The sequence below is a fragment of the Stenotrophomonas sp. SRS1 genome (assembly GCF_026130205.1).
Classification (GTDB): Bacteria; Pseudomonadota; Gammaproteobacteria; order Xanthomonadales; family Xanthomonadaceae; genus Stenotrophomonas; species Stenotrophomonas rhizophila_B.
Genome location: NZ_JAINFD010000005.1, coordinates 182,545 through 198,624, shown reverse-complemented (window position 1 = coordinate 198,624; position 16,080 = coordinate 182,545). Strand labels below are relative to the sequence as shown.

13 protein-coding genes and 1 tRNA gene are annotated in these 16,080 nt (G+C 65.4%); 13 read left to right on the top strand and 1 reads right to left on the bottom strand.

Annotated elements, in window-relative coordinates; translation table 11 throughout:
* Positions 1 to 39: 39 nt before the first annotated feature.
* Both purE and K4043_RS17955 read left to right on the top strand, forming a co-directional pair.
* A complete protein-coding gene (purE, locus tag K4043_RS17960; protein ID WP_019186188.1) occupies positions 40 to 543 on the top strand; it encodes a 5-(carboxyamino)imidazole ribonucleotide mutase in 504 nt (167 codons plus the stop codon).
* Positions 540 to 1,688, top strand: coding sequence for a 5-(carboxyamino)imidazole ribonucleotide synthase (locus K4043_RS17955; protein ID WP_265310116.1), 1,149 nt, complete (start codon positions 540 to 542; stop codon positions 1,686 to 1,688). The genes purE and K4043_RS17955 overlap by 4 nt, the downstream gene beginning before the upstream one ends.
* A gap of 35 nt (positions 1,689 to 1,723) precedes the next feature.
* Here the strand turns inward: K4043_RS17955 and K4043_RS17950 are convergent, their stop codons facing one another.
* On the bottom strand, positions 1,724 to 2,305 hold the full coding sequence (locus K4043_RS17950) for a Fe-Mn family superoxide dismutase (RefSeq protein ID WP_265310115.1): 582 nt from the start codon (positions 2,303 to 2,305) through the stop codon (positions 1,724 to 1,726).
* Positions 2,306 to 2,434: 129 nt separating this feature from the next.
* On the opposite strand from K4043_RS17950, the gene grxD reads away from it, so the two are divergent.
* From grxD to K4043_RS17895, 11 genes are all read left to right on the top strand, one after another.
* The gene (gene grxD / locus K4043_RS17945) at positions 2,435 to 2,755 is read left to right on the top strand and encodes a Grx4 family monothiol glutaredoxin (protein WP_019186185.1); all 321 of its coding nucleotides are present in this window, start codon (positions 2,435 to 2,437) and stop codon (positions 2,753 to 2,755) included.
* Positions 2,752 to 3,492: an SDR family NAD(P)-dependent oxidoreductase gene (locus tag K4043_RS17940; RefSeq protein WP_123728845.1), complete on the top strand. Its 741-nt coding sequence runs from the start codon at positions 2,752 to 2,754 to the stop codon at positions 3,490 to 3,492. The genes grxD and K4043_RS17940 overlap by 4 nt, the downstream gene beginning before the upstream one ends.
* 425 nt (positions 3,493 to 3,917) lie before the next feature.
* Positions 3,918 to 7,106, top strand: coding sequence for a TonB-dependent receptor (locus K4043_RS17935; protein WP_265310114.1), 3,189 nt, complete (start codon positions 3,918 to 3,920; stop codon positions 7,104 to 7,106).
* Between the two features lie 285 nt (positions 7,107 to 7,391).
* Positions 7,392 to 8,780 (top strand): nucleotide 5'-monophosphate nucleosidase PpnN, encoded by a 1,389-nt coding sequence (ppnN, locus tag K4043_RS17930; RefSeq protein WP_026070247.1) that lies wholly within the window; start codon positions 7,392 to 7,394, stop codon positions 8,778 to 8,780.
* 162 nt (positions 8,781 to 8,942) lie between these two features.
* On the top strand, positions 8,943 to 9,458 hold the full coding sequence (locus tag K4043_RS17925; RefSeq protein ID WP_265310113.1) for a Tfp pilus assembly protein FimT/FimU: 516 nt from the start codon (positions 8,943 to 8,945) through the stop codon (positions 9,456 to 9,458).
* Positions 9,455 to 9,937, top strand: a complete 483-nt coding sequence (gene pilV / locus K4043_RS17920) for a type IV pilus modification protein PilV (protein WP_123728848.1) — start codon at positions 9,455 to 9,457, stop codon at positions 9,935 to 9,937. The genes K4043_RS17925 and pilV overlap by 4 nt, the downstream gene beginning before the upstream one ends.
* On the top strand, positions 9,934 to 11,103 hold the full coding sequence (locus tag K4043_RS17915) for a PilW family protein (RefSeq protein ID WP_123728849.1): 1,170 nt from the start codon (positions 9,934 to 9,936) through the stop codon (positions 11,101 to 11,103). The genes pilV and K4043_RS17915 overlap by 4 nt, the downstream gene beginning before the upstream one ends.
* 1 nt (position 11,104) lies before the next feature.
* Complete coding sequence (locus tag K4043_RS17910; protein ID WP_265310112.1) at positions 11,105 to 11,623, top strand: PilX N-terminal domain-containing pilus assembly protein; 519 nt, start codon at positions 11,105 to 11,107, stop codon at positions 11,621 to 11,623.
* Between the two features lie 10 nt (positions 11,624 to 11,633).
* Positions 11,634 to 15,464, top strand: a complete 3,831-nt coding sequence (locus K4043_RS17905) for a PilC/PilY family type IV pilus protein (RefSeq protein WP_265310111.1) — start codon at positions 11,634 to 11,636, stop codon at positions 15,462 to 15,464.
* Between the two features lie 17 nt (positions 15,465 to 15,481).
* The gene (locus tag K4043_RS17900) at positions 15,482 to 15,916 is read left to right on the top strand and encodes a type IV pilin protein (protein WP_123728852.1); all 435 of its coding nucleotides are present in this window, start codon (positions 15,482 to 15,484) and stop codon (positions 15,914 to 15,916) included.
* 68 nt (positions 15,917 to 15,984) lie between these two features.
* Positions 15,985 to 16,061, top strand: a tRNA-Asn gene (locus K4043_RS17895).
* The last annotated feature ends 19 nt before the right edge of the window (positions 16,062 to 16,080 follow it).

The window sequence follows — 16,080 nt, the reverse complement described above, 5'->3', positions numbered from 1 at the left end:
AAGACGGCTAGAATACGTCTTTAAGGCAGGTGACGGCCAATGACCCTCAACCAAACCGCGCCGCTCGTCGGCATCGTCATGGGATCCCGCTCGGATTGGGAAACCATGCAGCACGCCGCCCAGAAGCTGGATTCGCTGGGCGTTCCCTATGAAGTGAAAGTGGTCTCGGCGCATCGCACGCCGGACGTGCTGTTCACCTACGCCGAGCAGGCGGGCCAGCGTGGCCTGCGCGCGATCATCGCCGGTGCCGGCGGGGCCGCGCACCTGCCGGGCATGATCGCCGCCAAGACCGCCGTGCCGGTGCTGGGCGTGCCGGTGCAGTCCAAGGCGCTGAACGGCATGGATTCGCTGCTCTCGATCGTGCAGATGCCGGCGGGCATCCCGGTCGCCACCTTCGCCATCGGCAACGCCGGCGCCTCCAACGCGGCGCTGTTCGCGGCGGCCATGCTGGCCTCGGACCAGCCGGCGATTGGTGAGGCACTTGAGGCTTTCCGCGCCCGCCAGACCGAAGATGTCATGGCCCACGACGACCCGCGTCAATGACCCCCAAGACCGTTGGGATTCTGGGCGGCGGTCAGCTCGCCCGCATGATGGTCCTGGCCGGTGCGCCGATGGGACTGCGCTTCGAGCTGTTCGACCCGGCCGCCGATGCCTGTGGTGCCCAGGTGGCACCGCTGCAGGTGGCCGCGTTCGAGGATGAGGCGGCCCTGACGGCCTTCGCCGCGCGCGTGGACGTGGTGACCTTCGATTTCGAGAACGTGCCGGCGCGCAGCGCCACGTTCCTGGCCGAGCGCGTGCCGGTGTATCCCAATCCGGATGCGCTGGCGGTGGCCCAGGATCGGCTCAGCGAGAAGACCCTGTTCCAGTCGCTGGGCATCCCGCTGCCGGCCTTCGCCGATATCCGCAGCCGCGACGAACTGGCGGCCAAGGTCGCCGAGTTCGGCATGCCCTGCATCGTCAAGACCCGCCGGTTGGGGTATGACGGCAAGGGCCAGTTCCGGATCCGCAGCGCCGCCGACATCGACGCGGCCTGGGACACGCTCGGCAGTTATGTCGAAAAGACCGGGCTGATTCTGGAAGGTTTCGTCGCCTTTGATCGCGAGGTCAGCGTGGTGGCGGTCCGCGGGCAGGATGGCGAGTTCCGCGCGTGGCCGATCACCGGCAACTGGCACGTCAACGGCGTGCTCTCGGCCAGTCTGGCCCCGGCACAGCTGTCGGCGGCCCAGCACGAGGCGGCCATCGGCTACGCACGTACGCTGGCCGAGCGCCTGGACTACGTGGGCGTGTTCGCGCTGGAGTTGTTCTGCCGCGGCGACGAACTGCTGGCCAACGAGATGGCACCGCGCGTGCACAACTCCGGCCACTGGACCATCGAAGGCAGCGAGACTTCGCAGTTCGAGAACCACCTGCGCGCCGTGCTCGGCCTGCCGCTGGGCGACACGCGCATGCTGGGCCATGCCTGCATGCTCAACTGGATCGGCCAGATGCCCGATGCTGCGGCCGTGCTCGGCCAGGCCAGCGGCCATTGGCACGACTATGGCAAGCAGGCGCGGGACGGCCGCAAGGTCGGCCATGCCACGCTGCGCGATGATGATGCGGCAGCGCTGGCCGGTGCATTGGAAAGCGTCGGTGTGCAGCTTGATCGCGCCGACCAGGTCGCGCCGGTGATCGAGATCCTGCGCGGTTGACGGCCCGGTAGTGCCGGCCGTTGGCCGGCACCGCCTCAATCGCGCAATTGCGCGGTGACGAAGTCCCAGTTCACCAGCTTCCAGAACGCCTCCAGGTAGCGTGCGCGCTCGTTCTGGTAGTCGATGTAATACGCGTGTTCCCACACATCGCAGGCCAGCAACGGGGTGCTCTCCCCGGTCAGCGGTGTGCCCGCGTTGCGCGTCACCTGGATCGCGAGCGCGCCATTGGGGTGCTGCACCAGCCACACCCAGCCCGAGCCGAACAGGCTCGATGCCGCACGGTCGAATGTTTCGCGCAGGCGTTTGGCATCGCCGAAATGGCGGGTGACCAGTTCACCCAGCCGGCCCTGCGGATCGCCGCCGGCGCGCGGGTGCAGGCACTGGAAATAGAACTGGTGGTTCCAGGCCTGCGCGGCCGCGTCGAACAGGCTGCCTTGGCTTTGGCGGACGATCTCCTCCAATGGCAGCTCGGCCAGCTCCGTGCCTTCAATACGCGCGTTCACCGTGTCCAGGTAGCCACGGAAGTGCCGCCCGTGGTGCAGGTCCAGCGTCTCCGCCGACAGGTGGGGCTGGAGGGCGGCGCGGTCGTAGGGAAGGCGAGGCAGTTCGAGGGGCATGGGCACGACAGATTGGGAAGGGAGAGCCCCGACAGGGTGCCCACCACCCGAAGGTAGGGCATACAATGGCGGTCAGGGAAGTCTATCCGACCGGTGAGGCCGGGTTGTCCCATTGGAGGGAGAGTCGTTGTGGCGGTGATGCAGCAGATCCAGTCCGAAGTCGAACGTTACCCCCTCGTGTTGTTCATGAAGGGCACGCCGCAATACCCCATGTGCGGCTTTTCCAGCCGTGCCATCCAGGCATTGATGGCCGCCGGCGCGATCGCGCTGCGCACGGTCAACGTGCTGGAAGAACCCGAGATCCGCGCCAACCTGCCGCGCTTCTCCAACCTGCCGACCTTCCCCCAGCTGTTCATCCACGGCGAGCTGATCGGCGGCTGCGACATCGTGCTGGAGCTGTTCGAATCCGGCGAGCTCAAGCGCATCGTCGAAGAGGCGTCCCAGCCGTGAGTGCGGTCCCGTCCGTGGTGGTCGGGACCGGATCGCTCGCCGATCGCGTCATTCTCATCGCCGGGGCCGGGGGAGGCTTTGGTAGTGCCGCCGCTGTCGCCTGCGCGCAGGCCGGGGCAACCGTGGTCCTGCTGGGGCGCAAACCGCGCCGCCTGGACCGGGTCTACGCCGCAGTCGACGCCGTTGGCCCGGAGCCGCTGCTGTATCCGCTGGATCTGGAAGGGGCCACCCCCGACGACTACGCCACCCTGGCCGAGCGGCTGCACTCCGAGCTCGGCCATCTGGATGGTGTGCTCTATTGCGCAGCCGATTTCGCCGGGCTGACCCCGTTCGAACTGGCCGACCCGGCCGCCTTCGCCCGGGCGGTACATGTGAACCTGACCGCCCCCGCCTGGCTGGCGCAGGCCTGCCTGCCGCTGCTGCGCCAGAGCGACGATGCCGCGCTGGTATTCACCGTGGACGACCCTGCGCGGGTAGGGCAGGCCTACTGGGGCGGCTACGGCGCAGCCCAGCACGGCCTGCGCGGCCTGATCGCCTCCCTGCACGACGAACTCGGCCGCAGCCCGGTCCGGGTCAGTGGCCTGCAGCCGGGCCCGATGCGCACCGCGTTGCGCGCCCGTGCCTTTTCGCTGGATGAAGACCGCAGCGCCCGTGACCCGGCCGAGTGCGCCGCCGCGGCGGTCCTGTTGCTGTCCGCCGCCGGCGCTGCCCACCGCGGTGAGATCCTCGAGGCCTGAGGGCGGGAAGGGCGTCACCGTTGGGTGATTGTGCCCAGGGCGACCGTGCCCAAGGCCGTCCCACGGCTGTCAGGTAGTGCCGGCCGCTGGCCGGCTCCCCAGTGAACCTTGAAAAACCCCCGCGGGGATCCTCCCGAAACCGCTGGCGGCGCCAGATGGCCCGCATTCAGCCCGTCACAATCAAATGTGAAGATAGCGTCACGATCCCGTTGTGATGGCGTGTGTTTTGTCGCCAAACCGTCACAATCCGAGGTTACCGTGTTAATCTAGTGTTAACCGTTGCGGCTGAAACCAGCTCGCGGCTAGGGAACCCAGATAAAAGTCCAGTCAGCCGCCAGCAAGGCTGCTTGGGCGCGTTTTTTTCTCCGCCATCGCCAATCTCGCATCGAGGCTACTCCCCAATGACCCACTCACGCTGTCTCCGGATGTCCAAGCTCACCCTTGGTCTCGTGGCCGCACTTGCTGCCGCTCCCGCCTTCGCCCAGAGCACCTCTGCCGGTGTCGGCGGTCAGGTCACGTCCGCCTCAGGCTCGCCTGTTGCCGGTGCCGAAGTCACCATCACGCACACCGAGTCGGGCACGGTCAGCCGTGCGACCACCGATGCGGCGGGTCGTTACAACGCGCGCGGCCTGCGCGTGGGTGGTCCGTACACCATCACCATCAACAAGTCCGGTGAAGGCACCAAGACGGAAGAGGGTGTGTACCTGGGCGTCAACCAGACCGGTACCGTCAATGCGGCACTGACCGGTGACCTGGCGGCGACCAACCTGGAGGCGGTGCAGGTTGTTGCCGTCGCTGCAGGCTCGGAAGTGTTCAGCGCGACCAAGATGGGTTCGGGCACCAACATCAGCCAGCAGCAGATCGAAGTTGCCCCGTCGATCGGCGGCAACATCCAGGATCTGATGCGTCTGGATCCGCGCGTGACTTTCATCGATCGCGCCTCGGGCTCGATCTCGGCCGGTGGCCAGAATCCGCGCTTCAACTCGATCAGCATCGACGGTGTGTCCGCCAGCGACACCTTCGGCCTGGAAGGCAACAACATGCCGACCCGCCGCCAGCCGGTGGCGATGGAAGCCATCGAAGCGCTGGACATCAACCTGTCCAACTACGACGTCAGCATCGCTGCTGCCGCCGGTGCCACCGTCAACGCGGTGACCAAGTCCGGTACCAACGAATTCCATGGTTCCGTGTACGGCACCTACCGTGACGGCGACTGGTTCGGCGACAACCCGGAAGGCAAGGCGTTCAACGGCTTCACCAAGGAAGAGACCTACGGCATGACCGTGGGCGGCCCGATCGTGAAAGACAAGCTGTTCTTCTTCGCCAACTACGAAAAGTTCAAGCAGGCCGCCCCGGGCGCCGACATCAGCGGCACTGCACTGGGCAAGGCCAATCCGCAGTTCACCCTGGCCGACGTTACTCGTGCGCAGCAGATCGCGCAGGGCTATGGCATCCCGGCCGGTGGCCTGGAAAGCAACGGCGATACGGAGATGGAAGAGTACGCGCTGAAGCTGGACTGGAACATCAGCGACAACCACCGTGCCAACATCCGTTACAGCAAGATCGACCAGAGCAAGCTGCGCATCAACGGCATGTCCACAAGCACGGCCTCGCTGAGCTCTTACTGGTACCAGCACGACAAGACCAACGAGAGTTACGTCGCCCAGCTGTTCAGCGACTGGTCGGACAACTTCTCCACCGAACTGAAGGCCTCGTACCGCGAGTATTCTGCGATCCGTAACGTGTCGACCGACGCGCCGAGCATCCGCATCTTCTTCCAGGGCACACAGGCTTCGCCGACCGGCGATTCGCTGTACCTCGGTACCGAAGTCAACTCGCAGGACAACATCCTGCAGACCAAGGCGTGGAACTACTACGCTGCCGGCACCTGGACCCTGGGTGACCATGACGTCAAGTTCGGTGCGTCGTACGACACCAACGACATCTACAACTACTTCGGCGCCAACTCGTGGGGCGCTTACACCTTCTACGGCCTGGACAATTTCGCCGCCGGCCGCTGGAGCAGCTACAACTACAACCCGGAACGCAGCCCGGGTTCGATTCCGGCTGACTACAAGTTCAGCAACCTGGCCCTGTTCGTGCAGGACACCTGGTATGTCAACAACAACCTGACCCTGACCCTGGGTCTGCGTGCGGACCGTGCCGATACCTCCCCGGCGCCGACGTACAACGCAACGGCGTCGCAGTTCTTCGGCCTCGACAACAGCGATGTGCTGAGCAACAAGTTCCTGATCCAGCCGCGCGCCGGTTTCAACTACACCTTCGACACCGATCGCCCGACCCAGCTGCGCGGCGGCGTGGGCCTGTTCCAGGGTGATGCCCCGCAGGTGTGGCTGAGCAACAGCTACTCGACGACCGGCTTCAACAACTCGGTCTACACCTACACCGCCTACAACGCCGCACTGCCGTTCAACCCGAACAAGGATAGCCAGCCGGTTCCGAACACCGCGGGCTCCAACCGGCAGAACGTGAACTTCGTCAGCAGCGACTTCAACATGCCGTCGGTGTACAAGGCCAACCTGGCCCTGGATCACGAGACCCCGTGGTACGGCATCGTCGCCTCCGCCGAGCTGCTGGTCACCAAGGTCAAGGACGCCCTGTACTACAAGAACCTGAATCTGGGCCCGGTGCAGTATCAGGGTCCGGACGGCCGTGACATGTACTACTCCACTGGCAGCACCGGTTCGGCCTGGGCCACGGGCAATGCCCGCGCTGGGCGCAACCAGGCCTACGACGCCGTGTATGAGATTGCGAACACCGACAAGGGTCGCACCTCGCAGTTCACGGTCTCGCTGACCAAGCCGTGGGATGTCGCCAGCGACTGGTCGTGGAACATCGGCTACACCTACACGGACGCGACCGAAGTGGGCTCGCTGACCAGCTCCACCGCCAGCTCGGGCTGGGGTTACCAGTACGCCTTCAACGCAAATGACAACATCGAAAACACCTCGCGCTACCAGATCCGCGACCGCCTGTCGGGTGGTCTGAACTGGAAGCACAAGTTCTTCGGTGACTACGAAACCAAGATCGGTCTGGTGTACGAAGGCCGCAGCGGCCGTCCGTACAGCTACGTCTACGTGAACGATGCAAACGGCGACAACCGTTCCGCGAACGACCTGTTCTACGTGCCGACCGGCCCGGGCGATGTGCTGTTCGGCAACCTGGTGGGCAGCAACTTCACCCCGGATGCGGCGATGGAGAAGTCGTTCTACGAATGGCTGGCCAACAACCCGCAGCTGGCCAAGTACGCAGGCAGCTATGCTCCGGCCAACCAGTTCCGTACCGGCTGGATCAACACCTTCGACATCCGTGTCAGCCAGCAGCTGCCGGGGTTCATGAAGGGGCACAAGTCGGAGATCTGGCTGGATATCCAGAACGTCGGCAACATGATCAACAAGGACTGGGGCAACATCTACGACTACGGCTTCTTCGCCGATGCACGTGTGGCCAGCCTGCAGGGCATCAAGGACGGCAAGTACGTGTATAACTTCCGCGGCGCGGACCTGCCGGCAGTGGCCAACAATGACGCAGACGGCTTCGACGTCGGTGTGTCGCAGTGGTCGGTGCAGCTGGGCTTCCGTTACCAGTTCTGATGAACTGAGGCAACGACCCGCGTTACACCCGGAACGGCCAGGGCAACCTGGCCGTTCTGCTGTCCGGGAGGCGGCGGCGCCAGCGCGGGACCTGTCACGCGGTGCTTGCTCGACCCGGGCAATACGCCTATGATCAGCCGGTTGCGCGATGAACATGCAACTGCGGCAGCCCCAGCGTGGCGCCGGGGGCACCACATATCCAAACGGTCGGGTTTCCCGGCCGTTTTGCTTTTTAAGGGGGCAGCGGTACAGTCGGTAACCTTGAGGAAAGCGAACAAGATGGACATGACGATCAACGAAAAACCGGCGCGGACGCTGCCGGTGCAGGACGCGCGGATCTACCCGCGCGGTGGACTGGATGTGTTGTCGCGCGCGGAAGTGGCGCGCCTGCGCGATGCCTCCGGTGGTGGCATGCACGAGCTGCTGCGCCGTTGCGCGCTGGCCGTGCTGACCAGTGGCAGCGCCTCGGACGATCCGCGCGCCGCGCGCGATCTGTATCCGGATTTCGATATCCAGGTGGCCCAGCAGGACCGCGGTGTCCGCATCGACCTGGTCAACGCCCCGGCGATGGCCTTCGTGGATGGCGAGATCATCCGCGGCGTGGCCGAGCTGCTGTTCGCCGTGGTCCGCGACCTGGCCTACATGGCCATCGAGATGGGCCCGGCGTACGCGGCGGAGCTGGAGTCGTCCGAGGGCATCACCAACGCGGTGTTCGGGCTGCTGCGCAACGCGCGCATCCTCAACCCGGGCGACCCGAACCTGGTCGTCTGCTGGGGCGGCCACTCGATCGGCCGCGATGAGTATCTGTACACCAAGCAGGTCGGCTACGAGCTGGGCCTGCGCGGGCTGGACATCTGCACCGGCTGCGGCCCGGGCGCGATGAAGGGCCCGATGAAGGGCGCCACCATCGCCCATGCCAAGCAGCGCAAGACGACCACGCGCTACATCGGCCTGACCGAGCCGGGCATCATCGCCGCCGAGTCGCCGAACCCGATCGTGAACCACCTGGTGATCATGCCGGACATCGAGAAGCGTCTCGAAGCGTTCGTGCGTATCGGCCACGGGATCATTGTGTTCGCCGGCGGCGTCGGCACCGCCGAGGAGATCCTGTATCTGCTGGGCATCCTGCTGCGCGAGGAGAACAAGGACCTGCCGTTCCCGCTGATCCTGACCGGCCCGACCGTGGCCGCGCCGTACTTCGAGCAGATCGACCGTTTCATCCGGCTCACGCTGGGTGAAGAGGCGGCCAGCCGCTACGAGATCATCATCGGCGACCCGGTCAACGTCGCCCGCAAGATGGCCCAGGGCATCAAGCGCGTGCGCGAGCACCGCCTGGCGCAGAAGGACTCGTTCTTCTTCAACTGGTCCATCGAGATTCCGTGGGAGTACCAGCAGCCGTTCGTGCCGACCCACGAGGCGATGGCCTCGTTGGATCTGCACCACGGCCGTCCGCCGCATGCCCTGGCCGCCGACCTGCGTCGCGCGTTCTCCGGCATCGTGGCCGGCAACGTGAAGGAAGACGGCATGCGCCGCATCGAGCAGTTCGGTCCGTTCGAGATCCATGGCGATGCGGACATGATGCAGGCCTTGGACGAGCTGCTGCGCGCCTTCGTCGAGCAGCGCCGCATGAAGATCTCGGGCGAGTACCAGCCCTGCTACAAGGTCATGGCCTGAGGCTCTGACCGGACCGGCGGCGGGCAGGGGGCCTGCCGCCGGCCGTGTTCTGTGTCAACGGATTGACGCCTGTCGCCTCCGGGCGACCGTTCGTCCTGCCGCCGCTTGCTGACCGGCGGCGGGGCGTTCATCGTCTGTGTCATCAACGCTGGGGAGCGTTTCATGTCTTTGCGCCGGTTCAACGGCTTCACACTGATCGAGCTCATGGTGACCATGGCGGTTCTTGCCGTGCTGGTCGCGGTGGGGTTCCCGAATTTCCTGAGCGTGATCCGTTCCAACCGGGTGGTTGCGGCGAACAATGAAGCGCTGGGCCTGTTGTCGCTCGCGCGCAGCGAGGCCATCCGCAACAACAGGGGCGGCGGCGTCTGTGGCAGCGCCACCGGCAGCAGCTGCGACGGTGACTGGAACAGCGGCATCCTGGCCTTCGCCGATCCGGATGGCAGCGGCACCCTGGAGACCGGCGAAACCGTGCTGCGTTACAGCCAGGGCCACCCCAGGCTCATCGTCGATGGGCCGGAAAACACGGCCATCAGCTTCGATGGCCGCGGGCGCCGCCAGGCCGGCGCCGATCAGACGCTGACGCTGCGCCCGGATGAGTGTGGCAGCCAGCCGATGCAGCGCACCGTGACCATCAATTCCTCCGGCCAGGCACGCAGTGCCCAGGGAGCGTGCCAATGAACCGCAAGCGCCAACGTCGCCTGCGCGCAGTGCCGGGCGGTTTCACCCTGATCGAAGTGCTGGTCGCCATTGTCGTGCTCGCCTTCGGCCTGCTCGGCTTCGCGCTGCTGCAGACCATGAGCGTGCGCTTCACCCAGAGCGCCAATTACCGCACCCAGGCGACCAACCTGGCGTATGACCTGATCGATCAGATGCGCGCCAACCGGTTCCAGGCCGCCTGGTACAGCACGGCATCGTTCTCGGCCGGCTCGGTGGCCGTGACCGGGCCCTGCGGGCGCCCGACCGGCGATGCGGTCACCATCGAGCAGAACGTCGCGCGCTGGCAGTGCCAGGTGGCCAAGGCCTTGGGCGAAACCGCCAGCGCGGACGTCGACTACAACGGTGGCAGCGTCACCGTCTCGATCGCCTGGGGCGACCAGCGCTGGGACAAGGACAACCCCGATGACAAGACCACTTTCACCGTGACGTCGCAGCTATGACCCCTTTCCCGAACATGTCGCGCAGGCAGCAGGGTCTGTCGCTGATCGAACTGATGGTCGCGGTGGTGATCGGCACGGTGCTGATGCTGGGCGTCATCCAGGTCTTCATCGCCTCGCGCACCGCCTCCCGGTTGGCCGAAGGCGTGGCACGCACTCAGGAAAACGCCCGGTTTGCGATCGATTTCCTCGAACGCGACATCCGCATGGCCGGACACTACGGCTGCGTCAACGACCAGGCCCACTTCATCAAGGACGAGGGTGACCCGCGCCATCATTTCACCGCCGCGACCGGGGCCGGCAGTCCGCTCGATTTTTCCGTGGCGGTGCAGGGCTACGAAGCGGGCAGCACCGCGCCTGGCAACACCCTGACCCTGGGCGAGACCTGGAGTGAAGCAGGTGGCCTGCCGTCCGGGATCGCCGGGTTGAATCCGTTGGGTGGCAGTGATGTGCTGGTACTGCGCTTCCTGGCCGGCGAAGGCGTGCCGGTCACCGCGATCACAGCGGACAGCGGCAGCAGCGAATTGACGGTCGACACCGAGCGCGTGGCCCGATTGAGTCAGGGCACGCCCGCCGCGCCGACGATGTTCGGCATTGCCGATTGCGCCCATGTCGACATTTTCCCGGGCACGGTGGCCGGTGGCACGGTCACGGCGACCAATGCGGACCTGTCCAGGTATGCGCCACCCAACGGGCAGACGCTGGTGTACCGCGCCGAGTCCATCGTGTACTACATCGGCACCGGCGCCTCCGGCGAACCTGCGCTGCGACGCGCCCGTGCCAATTCCGCCGGCCAGTACCCTGCCGAGCTCAATGAAGAACTGGTGGAAGGCATCGAGAACCTGCAGGTGCTGTTCGGTCTGGATTCCACCACGGACATCAGTGCCGATGCGTCGCCGATCGGCAACATCACCGCGCAGGAAACCGCCAGTGGTGTGTCCACGGGCACCGATGCCACCGCCGCCGGGCAATGGCGCCGTGTCGGTCTGGTCCAGGTCGGCGTCCTGGCGCGCAGCCCGCAACCGGCCGATGCGTTGCAGGCCCAGCAGAAGGTGGCCCGCCAGGGCGCACTGGGCGTGGAGTTCGAGCCGTCCGACACCCGTGATACCCGCTACCGGGCCAGCTATGAAGTATCGGTGGCCCTGCGCAATCGACTCTATGGGAACTGACATGCACGCCTCCGTCCGCCCCGTCGTCCAGTCTCCCGTCCCGCGCCATCAGCGCGGCGCCGTGCTGTATGTGGCGCTGGTGATGTTGATCCTGCTGGCGCTGATCGGTATCGCCGGCATGCAGGTCGCCGGCATGCAGGAGAAGATGTCGGCCAACTATCGCGCCAGCAACCTGTCCTTCCAGAACACCGAAGCGACGGTCCGCACCGCCGAGCATCTCGTGGAGAAAATCGCCAACCGTGAGGCGCTGCCCGACGGCAGTCTGATCGGCTCGGGCGACATCGATCCCGCCTGCGATGCCGCCTTCGACCCTTCGCAGTGGGGCAGCGAGCAGAGTTCCGATGCGGTGCCGGCGGTGACGGTGCGGCAGATCGACACCTGCGTTCCCTTCGGCACCACCGTCGGCATGGGCGGGCCGCGCGATAACCCCATACCGATCTACCAGATCACCGGCTATGCCGCCGACGATGCTGACAATCCCACTTCTTCGACCGTGATCGACACGGTTTTCAAGCTCTGAGGACGCGCACATGGTATCGCGCAGGACCACACTCATTTCCGCATCCGTACTGGCCGTGCTGGTCGGCGGCGGAGTGCTGACGTACCAGCTGATCGCCGCGCAGGGGCAGGGGACGCTGTCCCAGGTGCCGTTGAACAATCAGGTGCAGGCGCAACCGGCGTTCATCATGACCGTCGACAACTCCGGCTCGATGACCTTCCAGACCCAGTTCCCCGGCGCCGATGGCCAGGCCTGCTGGAGTACGTCGACCAAGACCTTCTTCAACAGTTCCAAGGCGCTCAACACCTCGGGCACCTGCGCCTTCTACTACGTGCTGCCGGGCACACGTATCTCCGGCACGTACTACGGTATTGCGCCATTCGACACGTTCGGCTTCGCACGTTCCCCGACCTACAACCCGGCCTTCTACAACCCCGCGATCAAGTATGAGCCGTGGATGCGCTATGACACCGCCCAGGAAAAGGTGGTCGATTACGCACAGGCCGCCACCGGCAAGACCCTGATCGATCCACGTTTGGCGGCCAACGCGGCCAACACGGTGGAGCTGACTGCAGCCACCACCGGGGTGTTCAACATGGTCGATGGAATGGTGGTGCCCAAGGGCACGGTCTTCTTCGCCTATGACGCCAACGGCCAAAAGAAGGACGGAACGCCGTTCGCGGCCAACAAGGACTACGTCTGGAGCACCCCGGATTTCTACAAGGTCAACAGAAATCAGCCAACCCGGTACGACGCCACCTTCACCTACATCCCGGCCACGTTCTTCCTTCCGTATACGGGCACCAACGATCCGCGCCCTGAGCTCTCGGGTTCTCCCGGGGCCTACACGGCGGTGGATCGCGTTGCCGTCAGCAATGCCTGCGGCACGGGCTGCACGATGTGGAAGTACACGATCAAGAGCACCGACGGCGTCGCGCTGCAGAACTTCGCCAACTGGTTCTCCTACTACGGTAACCGTAACCGTTCCATGATCGCCGGCATGACCCGATCCATGGCCACGGTGGACAACCTGCGCGTGGGCTATTTCAAGATCAACGACCACGCCAAGTTCGATATGAGTGACAAGGGCGCTGCGTTGGCGATCCGCGACCTTGGTACCAAAGACGACAAGCGCGCGCTGTATACCGACATGATCGCGTTGAACGCCTCGGACAGTACCCCCAACCGACAGGCGGTCAAGGCGGCGGCCACCCAGTTCACCCGCGACGATGAGCTGGCCCCGGTGCAGCTGGCCTGCCAGAAGAATGCCGTCATGCTGTTCACCGATGGCTACAGCAACCAGGACGGGCCGACGGTCGCCAACGCCGATGGCGATGGCAACATGGGCATTCCGTTCAAGGATGCCCATTCCAACACCCTGGCCGATATCGCCGCGGCCTATTACAACAACAAGGATGGTAAATCCCCGCTGCGACCGGACCTCACCCCGGGGCTGGTGCCGGTACCTGAGGCCTGCAGCGCGGCCAATCCGGATCCGCGCCTGGATTGCCAGAAGAACCTGCACATCAATTTCTACGGCATCACCCTGGGTGGCCGCGGCAAGCTGTTCAATCCCGATGTGGTCCAGGATCCGTATACCAACGCGGCCATCTACGGCAACTGGCCACCGCGCGAGAACGGCGCGATCAGCACCATCGATGATATCTGGCATGCCGCGGTCAACACGCGCGGCGAGTTCATCAACGCGCGTACGCCGGCCGACATCACCCAGGCCATGCGCCGCGTGCTGTCGTCGGTGACGGCCGGCGCCTCCTCCTCCGGCAGCTACGCACAGTCGGGCGCGCGTATCGGCACCGGCTCGATGGCGGTGGCGCCGTACTATGAGATCGCCAACGAGTCGACCGACTGGTTCAGCCGCCTCACCGCGAGCCAGATCACCATCGACCAGGCAACGCGCAAAGCGGTCTACACCACGGCCTGGGAAGCCAGTGCCAAGATGCCCCAGCCGACCTCGCGCCGGGTTTTCTTCGGCAGGAACAGCGATGTCCTGCCGTTCGACTCCAACAATGTCACGCTGGAGTCGTTGTGTGATCTGTCCTCGTCGTTGTACCCGGGCATGGCCCGTTGCTCGGCTGGCGAGCTGACGGATATCGGGGCGACCTCGGCAACGGCGGTCAGCTATCTGCTGGGCGACAAGAGCCGCGAGACGCGGCGCGGCGGACGCTTCCGTGATCGCACCACGGTGCTGGGCGACATCATCAATTCCTCGCCGGTCATCAGTGCACCTGTGGATGATTACGGCTACCGGGGGCTGGGCGGCGACCTGGCCACGAGCTACTCCGCCTACCTGACGACCAAGCGCGACAGTGGTCGTTACATGGTCTACGTCGGCGCGAACGACGGCATGCTGCATGCCTTCGATGGTGGCATGGGTGCGGCCGGCACGATGGACAATGGCGGCGGTGCTGAAACGTTTGCCTACATCCCCGCCACGTCGATGGGCCACATGGGCAACCTGCTGTTCCCGCTGGATCCGAACAATCAGGCCTTCCAGAAGTTCTCCCACCGTTACTACGTCGATGGCCCGGTCGCAGTGTCCGATGCGCGCATCGGCAACAACTGGGGCACCGTGCTGGTCGGCACGACCGGTGCAGGCGGGCGCGGTGTGTTCGCTCTGGATGTGACCAGCCCGGGCAGCTTCGGCGCCACCAGCCGCCTGTGGGAGATCAACGATCTCAGCGGGTCCGATGCGGTGAAGGCCAACATCGGGCATGTCCTGGGCAAGCCGGCCATCGTGCCGTTCAAGGATGCCAGCGGGACGGTGACGTGGAAGGCCATCTTCGGCAACGGCTACGGCAGCGCCAGTGGCAAGGTCGTGTTGTTCATGGTGGACATTGGTACGGGCACGCCGAACATCACGATGATCGAAGCGTCCGAGACTGCGGGAACCCCGCCGGCCGGCAAGAACGGCCTGGGCAACATCCTGGTGGTGGATCGCTGGTCCGGCAGCAACCGCGGGCGTGACGGCTATGCCGATACGGTGTACGCGGCCGATCAGAAGGGCGCGATGTGGAAGTTCGACCTGCGCAACACCAGTGCGACGGTGTCCACGCCGCTGTTCACCACACAGACCAGCACCCGCAATGGGTTGACCTACCGCCAGCCGATCACCGGCGGCATCAATGCCACCAACGGTGACCGCGGCGGCGTGATGCTGTTCTTCGGTACGGGCAGCTTCGTGTTCAACGAAGACGTCCGCGACGACTCGATTCAATCGCTGTATGCCGTCCTGGACGCCTCCGATGATGTACCTGGCGAGACCATGACCGCAGCCGATCTGCGCCCGTACACCGTCTCCGCCTCCGGTGATGTGCGCACGATGACACCGGGGACGGTACCGGCCAATGCGCGCGGCTGGCATGTGGACCTGCCGGCGGGTGAGCGTTTCGTGGCCTATCCCGCGCTGGCCTCGGGGGTGGTCTTCATGCCCACCTACGTGCCCAACCCGACCACCAAGAGCTGTGCCTCGGATGGCTCCAACTGGCTGTTCGGGTTGAGTGCACAGTCCGGCGCTCCCGCGTTGTCGAAGATGCGCGCCGGGTCGCCGACCGGCACCAAGTACGGTGCAGGCACGGCGGCGGTTCCGCTGTCGACGGGCGGCAACGCACCGGTGAAGGACGTCGGCGTCCAGGTGCTGCCGCGCCAGCAGCCGCCGGGCAGCATTTCCGGCGATGACCCGGGCGGGCCGGGTGGTGGCGGGCCGGGTTCGCCGGGCGGTGGCAAGCCGCCGCCGGTCGAACCGCCCGCCGAGCCCTGTCAGATGCTCGTGACCGCAGCCGGCGGCGTCCCGATGTACGTGCCTTATCCCTGTGGTCGCCAGTCCTGGAGGCAGTTGCAATGAGTCGTTCGTTTCCCGCCATGGTCCGCGCCCGGCGCGCCTCGCCCACTTTCGCGCGCGGGGTGAGCGGCTTCACGCTCATCGAGCTCATGCTGGTGGTGATCGTCATGGCGATCCTGGCCGGTATCGCCTACCCGAGCTACGTGGAGCAGACCCGCAAGTCCAAGCGTGGCCAGGTCAAGGCGGATCTGGTCGAGTATGCGCAGCTGGCCGAGCGCTACCACACCACGCAGAACACCTACGAGGGCTTCACGTTGCCCGGTGGCGGCTCGTCGATCAGCTCGCCGCGCGAAGGCGGCACCGCGGCCTACAGTGTCGGCTTTGTTGGCACGCAGTCCGCGTTTACGCTGTCCGCGACCGCGCAGGGCAATCAGGCCAAGGACAAGTGCGGCGACCTCGGCATCAACCAGGCCAACGTCAAGACCAGTGGCGGCACGCTTTCCGAATGTTGGTAACGTGCTGAGCGGAACCTTGCGCCGGGGTGTTGCCCTCCGCGCGAGGGGCCCGTACAATGCGCCTCCCCGCCCGAATAGCTCAGCCGGTTAGAGCACTTGACTGTTAATCAGGGGGTCGTTGGTTCGAGTCCAACTTCGGGCGCCAGATTCTGCAGAAGCCGCGA